The 6,774-nt window shown below is 45.0% G+C and carries 7 protein-coding genes; 4 read left to right on the plus strand and 3 right to left on the minus strand.

What is annotated here, in order from left to right:
- Window positions 1-239 precede the first annotated feature (239 nt).
- From DDR33_RS12360 to DDR33_RS12375, 3 genes are all read left to right on the plus strand, one after another.
- Entirely contained in the window at window positions 240-1,223 is a 984-nt protein-coding gene (locus tag DDR33_RS12360) for an aldo/keto reductase (protein ID WP_109416104.1), read from the plus strand.
- Between the two features lie 443 nt (window positions 1,224-1,666).
- Window positions 1,667-2,161 (plus strand): RNA polymerase sigma factor, encoded by a 495-nt coding sequence (locus tag DDR33_RS12370; RefSeq protein ID WP_109416106.1) that lies wholly within the window; start codon window positions 1,667-1,669, stop codon window positions 2,159-2,161.
- Window positions 2,148-2,696 carry a hypothetical protein gene (locus DDR33_RS12375; RefSeq protein WP_109416107.1) on the plus strand — a complete coding sequence of 183 codons (549 nt, stop codon included), beginning with the start codon at window positions 2,148-2,150 and terminating at the stop codon, window positions 2,694-2,696. The genes DDR33_RS12370 and DDR33_RS12375 overlap by 14 nt, the downstream gene beginning before the upstream one ends.
- A 163-nt stretch (window positions 2,697-2,859) precedes the next feature.
- Here the strand turns inward: DDR33_RS12375 and DDR33_RS12380 are convergent, their stop codons facing one another.
- The 3 genes from DDR33_RS12380 to DDR33_RS12390 all read right to left on the minus strand — a co-directional run bounded on the left by DDR33_RS12380 (window position 2,860) and on the right by DDR33_RS12390 (window position 5,045).
- Window positions 2,860-3,240: a hypothetical protein gene (locus DDR33_RS12380; protein WP_146198757.1), complete on the minus strand. Its 381-nt coding sequence runs from the start codon at window positions 3,238-3,240 to the stop codon at window positions 2,860-2,862.
- A 59-nt stretch (window positions 3,241-3,299) separates the two neighbouring features.
- On the minus strand, window positions 3,300-4,406 hold the full coding sequence (dinB, locus tag DDR33_RS12385) for a DNA polymerase IV (protein WP_109416109.1): 1,107 nt from the start codon (window positions 4,404-4,406) through the stop codon (window positions 3,300-3,302).
- 159 nt (window positions 4,407-4,565) lie between these two features.
- The gene (locus tag DDR33_RS12390) at window positions 4,566-5,045 is read right to left on the minus strand and encodes a glutathione peroxidase (protein ID WP_109416110.1); all 480 of its coding nucleotides are present in this window, start codon (window positions 5,043-5,045) and stop codon (window positions 4,566-4,568) included.
- A gap of 180 nt (window positions 5,046-5,225) precedes the next feature.
- On the opposite strand from DDR33_RS12390, the gene DDR33_RS12395 reads away from it, so the two are divergent.
- Window positions 5,226-6,578, plus strand: coding sequence for an outer membrane protein assembly factor (locus DDR33_RS12395; RefSeq protein WP_238387785.1), 1,353 nt, complete (start codon window positions 5,226-5,228; stop codon window positions 6,576-6,578).
- Window positions 6,579-6,774 lie beyond the last annotated feature (196 nt).

Raw genomic sequence — 6,774 nt, forward strand, 5'->3', positions numbered from 1 at the left:
CCTTTTGTCAGTAAAAGGTGCACTCATGGTGCACTTATGGTACATTTGATGCACACTGGCAACGAATCAAGTACAGTATATTCTCTTAAGATGGACACAATGATCTTAAACGAAGTACGGCTGAGCCTGGGGGCTGGCTGGGGGTAATTGAAAGGTTGTGCTTCTCCGATATTTTACGGTATTTTACATTGCCGGGTGTTGGCAGAAGACTCAGGCGAAAGGCTAATTTAAAAAGAAGTATGAAATATAGAAAATTCAAGAATGTTGATATTGCAGAGGTCGGGCTTGGTACCTGGCAGCTTGGAAGTGCCGATTGGGGTAATGTAAACGAAGCTGAGGCAATCCAGATATTGCAGGCTTATACAGAGGCAGGCGGAAACTTCATTGATACGGCGGATGTATACGGCTCAGGGGTCAGTGAAACCGTTATCGGGAATTTCCTGAAGACCGTTGACAAGCCGGTTTATGTGGCGACCAAGCTGGGACGCAGGCACGACCAGGGCAACGGGTGGCCACTGAACTTCTCGTATGATTATATGAAAAAGCATGTTGAAGAATCTTTACATCACCTCGGCTTGCCGCAACTGTTTCTTGAACAGCTGCATTGCATTCCAACTGAAGAAATGCGGTCGGGACACGTTTTTGATCATTTAAGAAAACTGCAGCAGGAAGGGCTTATCAAACATTTCGGAGCAAGTGTTGAGACATCGGAAGAAGCGCTGATCTGCCTGGAGCAGGACGGACTGGCTTCCCTGCAGATTATCTTTAACCTGTTCAGGCAACATGTAGCTGATGAAATTTTTGCAAAGGCAAAAGAAAAAGGCGTTGCTTTAATTATCCGCGTTCCTCTGGCCAGCGGCCTTTTAACCGGAAAGTTCAGCGAAAGCACTCAGTTTTCAGAAAAAGACCATCGTAATTTTAATGCAAATGGCGAAGCTTTCAATGCAGGCGAGACATTCTCAGGTATCGGCTTTGAACAAGGCGTGAAACTGGCAGAGGAAATCAAAGCAATCCTCCCCGACGAGCGAATGGCTCAGTGGGCAATCCGGTGGATCCTTGATCATCCGGAAGTTACCACCGTCATTCCCGGCGCATCGAAAAGAAGCCAGGTAAGCAGTAATATTGAGGCTTCCGGGCTGCAGCCCCTGTCTGCTGAAACACATGAGAAATTAAGAAACCTTTATAACGAAAAAATATTCAAACAGATCAGAGGACACTTCTAATTTTATCATGCGGCATTCCGGGATGAAACAAAACCCTTTCCTCCCGGAATGCCATATAGCTTATCAGATCTCATCCAGATCTTTCACCCGGGCTGCCTGGATCACATCTGCGAAATTTCGGGCTGCAGCTTGCGGGAGCCTGCTTCTTCAATCGTATTCTACCGATGTTCCGGGAGAATCTGCAGTATAAAGACTTTTTTCTAATACTTTATACCCAATTATTTACTATTTACTGCAGAATTGCCGGCTGTTTCGACAACAGTGTCTCGTATACTGAATTTAAATAAACTGCCGTAACCTGTAAGTTTTTGTCCTGCCACTCTACTTATATACCGGCATCGTTTAAAAAGCGCCGGAGACAAATAAGAGTTTTAATATCTTTAAAACATTTCTGTAACTCAGAGCGATAAGGATGCTTCCGTTTTCTCTTAAGATAATGTAAAATGAATGAAACGTCATTTCTGGAAATGATCAGAGAGCATCAGAAGATAATACATAAGGTTTGTCACCTTTACAGGGATTCTATTCATGATCGTGAAGACCTGTTCCAGGAGATCGTTTACCAACTATGGAAGTCGGCAGGCACTTTTCGGGGAGAAGCAAAGGCCAGTACCTGGATCTACAGAATTTCCCTGAACACGGCGATCGCTTCTTTCCGGCGAAAGCAACCTGCTCTTGAATACACTCCTCTTATTCCCGACTCGGCTGATGAGCTGAGAGATGCTGACGACACACAAAGGGAGCATCAGCTATTCGTATTGTTAAAACAGCTTGACGAAAGTGAAAGAGCAATTGTGGCGCTCTACTTCGAGGACATGAGCTACAAGCAGATCGCTGAAGTGACAGGATTAACTGAAAACCACGTGGGAGTGAAGCTGAACAGAATAAAGAACAAACTTAAGAACCTTCAAAAAAAAGCGCAATATGGAACTGAATGACTTGAAATCATCGTGGAAAAAGATGAACCCTTCAGAAATGAGCAAGGAGCAATTAAACTTATTGCTGAGTAAAAACACTCACCCGGTACTGAAAAAGATCAGAACCCAGGCTGCTGTAGAAGCAGCCGGATGGTCGGTTTTCCTTGCCTGCTATTATTCGATGTTTGATGGCAGCGAAAAATCAATACTGGCAAACGTTGTCCTGGTTGTTTCGATAATGCTGGCACTCGTCCATCATTTTGCCGGCTTTCAGTTCTTCCGGAATGTCGTCCTGGGTGAGGATATTGTTTCATCCCTGAAAAACTATACCAGGAAAGCAGGAAAGTATTCAACTGTTTCTATTTTGCTTAGAGCACTGTTTATGGCCGGCCTGCTTTTCTTCTTTTGCTCCGGCTTGACATTCAGCAAAGGGATGATCCTGGCGTTAAGCCTGATAGTACTTGTTTTTGCCGGCCAGTTATATTTGCTCAGCAGGATCTGGAAGAACCGGCTGGATAAATTAAAATCGGTAACCGAACAGTTTACTTCTGCCTGACCTGGGCGGAGAGGCAAGCACGGGGCTGGTGCCGGTGAAAGAAAGGTGGCTTGGCCGGGGAAATCTATTGATTACTGCGTCATCACATCAGCTTCGAATTTCCCTTCTGTTAAAGTAATAACATCGCCCTCGGTTCCCGATGCTTTTGCCTCAAAAGTGCCTTTTACTTTTCCGTTTGCAAAAGATGAGATGTCAATGGTGTTCCTTCGCTGCCAATATAAGAGTCAGAGTTATCACTGACATTGCTGTATATAAACAGCACATCATAAGAACCCAGATTAAAGCGTCCGGCAGCGGGTTCCTTTATTACAAATGATACAACCTTATTTTCTCCCAGGTTAGCGATAAGCTGTAAGTAGACATCACTTCCTCCTGAGTTGTAAGTAGCCGTAACGTTAGTTGCTCCCCTGGCTTCCTTCAGTTCGCCGTTGACTTTGACGGAAAGGTAAGCGTCCTGCTCTTCAGAATCTTTATCTTTCTTACAGGAAGAGAATGTCAGCATACATACAGCCACGAATAGTGACATAAATTTAAGTTTCTTCATTGGTAATAGTTTTAAATAAATGCAGATACAAGATAGGAATTTTTACACCGAAAATAAAACTAGAAAAGGCTTAATTGCCCCGCTATACCCGGGGGATTCTTCTGCACCGTCTGCTCATGAAAATTAGAAAGGGAAACTCCGAGCAGCCTCACCGGCTTTCCTTCTGCAAAAGCCTCGGTCAACAGCTTTTCCACAGTGTCAATTATCATGGAGGCCTCTCCGACTGGCTCGGGAAGCGACAGACTCCGGGTGATCTGTTTAAAGTTGCTGTATTTAATTTTCAGAGTAATGGTACGGCCTCTCAGCTTTTTTCTCTCCAGGCGTTCATAAACGAGCATAGAAATCCGTTCGAGTTCGTTCATCATTTCCTCAAAAGTAAGCAGGTCACGCGCAAACGTATCTTCGGCACCTACCGACTTGGTTTCGCGTGAAGGCTGGACAGGGCGGTCATCTATACCCCTGACAATCTGATAGTAAAACCTGCCCACCTTTCCAAAATATTTAACAAGTTCATCTTCTCTCAGCTTCTTGAGATCAGCCCCGGTGTAAAGCCCCATCTTCATCATCTTTTGGGCTGTCACCTTCCCTACTCCGTGAAACTTCTCAACCGGTAATGTCTCCATAAAAACTTCTATGGAAGAAGGGCCAATAAACTTTAAACCATCGGGTTTGTCCATGTCCGAAGCAATCTTGGCAACAAACTTATTGACGGATACCCCTGCTGAAGCGGTAAGGTTTAGTTCCTCTTTGATGGCCTGTTTAATAAGCTTTGCGATTTCAAGGGCAGACCCGATATTCTGCTTGTCCTGAGTAACGTCCAGGTAGGCTTCATCGAGGGAAAGTGGTTCGATCAGATCGGTATAGCGCTTAAAGATTTCACGAATATGCTGTGACACCTCTTTGTATACATCAAACCTGGGTCTCACAAATAAGGCGTGGGGACATAACTGAAGAGCTTGTTTACTTGGCATAGCAGAACGGATCCCGAACTTTCTTGCTTCATAACTGGCAGTAGCTACTACTCCGCCCCTTCCCTCAGGCAAGCCACCCACCACCAGGGGTTTTCCCCGGTATTCAGGATAATCGCGTTGCTCTACGGATGCGTAAAAAGCGTCCATGTCGATATGAATGATCTTTCTAACTGCCGGCAGAATGATGGGAGTCATTAAACAGTCCTTCTTTCTTCGCAAAGCTAAGAAAGAAGGATAAAAAACATGCTATAAATAAAATGCAGTACCGAACATCTGATTTTCAAGTCACAACCCCATTGTAAAACACCGGCACCTTAGATTATTGCCCGGCTTTACTAAAATGCAGATAGTTTTTTATAAGAGTTTCACAATCCATTTCTCTATGTCTTCGGGCTTTGTGATGGGAGAAAATCTTTTCACGGGCCTGCCATCCCTGCCAATAAGGAACTTGGTAAAGTTCCATTTGATCCTGCTTCCAAACCAACCGCTTAAATGTTGTTTTAAGAAACAGAATACAGGATGAGCCGAAGAGCCGTTGACATCACATTTTGCGAAAAGCGGAAAGGTGACACCAAAATTCAACTCACAGCTTGTTTCCATCGTTTCATTACTTTCAGGCTCCTGGTTAAGGAATTGATCGCAGGGAAAGCCAAGAACAACCAGGCCCCGGTCCTTATATCGCTGGTGCAAGCTCTCCAGTCCCGCGAACTGCGGAGCAAGACCGCATTTGGTTGCTGTATTGACAATCAAAACAAGCTTTCCTCTATACTCGTCGAATGAGATGCTTTGCCCGCCGGGCGTTGACGCCGACAGCTGATAAAAGTTGTTATTCATACCGCCAATTTAATGAATATCAGGAATAGAAGAACACACAACCGCTGATAAGCCCGCTTACCGGATTTCCTGGCCCCGGCTTGAACGTGATGCAGTTAGATGCTGCATCCTGCACAAACATTTTTATAATATCAAAGGTTATTGTGGTTGCCCAGACACTTCAATAAATACACAGGAAAATTGAAAGCTAAACATCTGCCCAAATACAAACATTGCTTTAACTATTCTTCGCTGTTACCAAAAAGCGGGCTTCTGGCCCTGCTCTGCTGCATAACTTTTAGTTCTTCCGGACAGATAGCGGCACCGGTTGATTCACTGAAAGCAGATTCACTGCAAAGCAGTCTGAAAGTTAAAACACCCACGGATGCCACAGACAGCCATTATGATGTGGCAGACCTGATCAGGAGCATTGCACATCCTAAAAAAAAGCCGGACTCTCTCCGCAAGCGAAGCGGAATTACTCCAATGCCGAATGTGGCATACAACCCAAGTATCGGGGCCCAGATAGGCATTAAGGCAGTAGCAGGCAAGGTGCTGGGAAAAGATCCCAACACGCTGATGTCCGTTGCTGCCACTTCAGCCTCTATTACTACCAAAGGGATCATCTACTTCTATCTCAGCCACAATGTATTCACGAAAGAGAATAAATGGAATCTTCAGGGTATCCTGGTTGCGGCAAAAACGGTAACGCCCGATTTCGGGCTGGGCATAGGAGAACCAGCAGGGACTACTGATGAAGATCTGATCCTTAGCAACCCTGACCGGAAAGGCTATGTACTCAATGCACAGTATTACATTATCCGGGAGAAGGTGTATAAGCAGATCATGGAGAATGTATTTTTGGGAGCGGGTGCGTCATTCGATATAAGAAGGAAGATAAAAAACAAAATAGCAACAGAAGAGCTGACGCCATCGGCCATATATAACCAGCGGTACGGGTTTGAGAACGGGGAATACAACTCCAACGGGTTTCTTTTTAATGTTCAATATACCTCAAGGGATAATCAAAACAGGGCATACAAAGGAATTTATACCGATTTGGGGATAAGAGTCAACCAAACATGGATCGGAAGTTCGAAAAATGCTGTTCAGTTAACTACCGATTTCCGGAAGTACTGGAGCTTGTCCAAAAGAAACCCCGAACATCTGATAGCTTTCTGGAATTGGGGTTCCTACCTGCTGAGCGGAACACTGCCTTACCTGGAACTGCCTGGTACGGGACGAGATCCGAACGGCCGGAGCGGTAGAGGATATACCGTCACCTATTTTAAGGGGCCTAAATTCTTTTATTCTGAAGTGGAGTACCGGTTTCCTATTACCAGGAACAAGTTCTTAAGCGGGGTAACTTTCCTTCACACCCAGACCGCCAGCGATATGTCAGGAACAAAACTATTCGACAAATGGCAACCGGGAGGCGGAGCCGGCCTGAGAGTACTGTTTAACAAGGCCACCCGGACCAACCTCTGTCTTGATTACGCATTTGGCAGATACGGTGCGCGGGGATTCTTCCTCGGCCTGAATGAAGCATTTTAAGAAAGTTAAAAGTAGAAAGTTAAAAGTAGAAAGTTAAACTGCGACGCGGGAAATTGAGTGTTAAGAGTGGAAGTTAAAATGCAACATGGGAAATTGGGAGTGAAAAGCGGAAAGATAAAAGTAAAACCTGGACGATAAGGACGAAGCAGATTTTAGAGTGCAGGAAAGTTAATTGCCGACTACAGAAAGCAGACCA

It is taken from the genome of Pararcticibacter amylolyticus (genome assembly GCF_003130405.1).
GTDB classification, from domain to species: Bacteria; Bacteroidota; Bacteroidia; order Sphingobacteriales; family Sphingobacteriaceae; genus Arcticibacter; species Arcticibacter amylolyticus.